Source organism: Kineococcus indalonis (assembly GCF_009906395.1).
GTDB lineage: Bacteria > Actinomycetota > Actinomycetes > Actinomycetales > Kineococcaceae > Kineococcus > Kineococcus indalonis.
Map to the genome: position 1 here is coordinate 1 of NZ_JAAALM010000952.1, position 712 is coordinate 712.

A 712-nucleotide genomic window follows, 5' to 3' on the forward strand; every position below is an offset into this window, starting at 1 on the left:
CCCCGGTGCCGCGGGCGGCGCGCCCACCGGGGCCTGGGCGCGCGGGCCGGGCCGGTGGCGGGGCGGCCGCGACGCGCCGCGCGGGAGCCGTGGGCGCGCCTGTGCGAGGCTCGACGGGTGAGCGGACCGGTGGGCGCCGAGGTGGGCGCTGGAGCAGAGCTGGTCGACGTGCACCTGCTGGGGCTGTCCCTGCCGCTGCGGGCCCGCTTCGTCCGGTACAACGAGGGCCTGCTGCGGGAGCTGACCCTGATCCGCATCGGGGAGCAGCAGGCCCCGGCCGGGTCGCTGCCGGAGCGGCTGCTGGAGATCGCCGCGCAGGTCAACGGCGTCTACGCCCCCTTCCAGGCCCGGGTCGAGGCCGCCATGGACACCGCCGCGGCGGCGGGGCGGGACTTCTGCGACGTCACCTGGTCCCTGCCGGCGACGGCGGCGCCGGTGGTGCAGCGGGTGCGCGACGTGCTGGAGGAGGCCGACGAGTTCTGCCGCGACGAGCGGCACCTGCTCACCCTGCCCGCGCCGCAGGAGCTCGTGGCCTACCGCCGCTGGTTCTTCGGCGAGGTCCTGCGCCAGCTCGCCGGCCGGGCCCCGCGCCCCTGGCACACCGCGGACGCGCAGCCGCGGCCCGCGGTGGACGCGACGGCGGGGGCGAGGGCGGGCGCCCGGCGGGTCGCGCCGGCGCACGGGCAGCAGGACGCGCCGGTGGGCGCTCGGG

General features: G+C 80.1%; 1 pseudogene. It reads left to right on the top strand.

Features of this window, described 5'->3' with window-relative positions:
* Positions 1–117 precede the first annotated feature (117 nt).
* Positions 118–712: pseudogene (locus GTR00_RS22140) on the top strand (hypothetical protein); the annotation flags it as partial.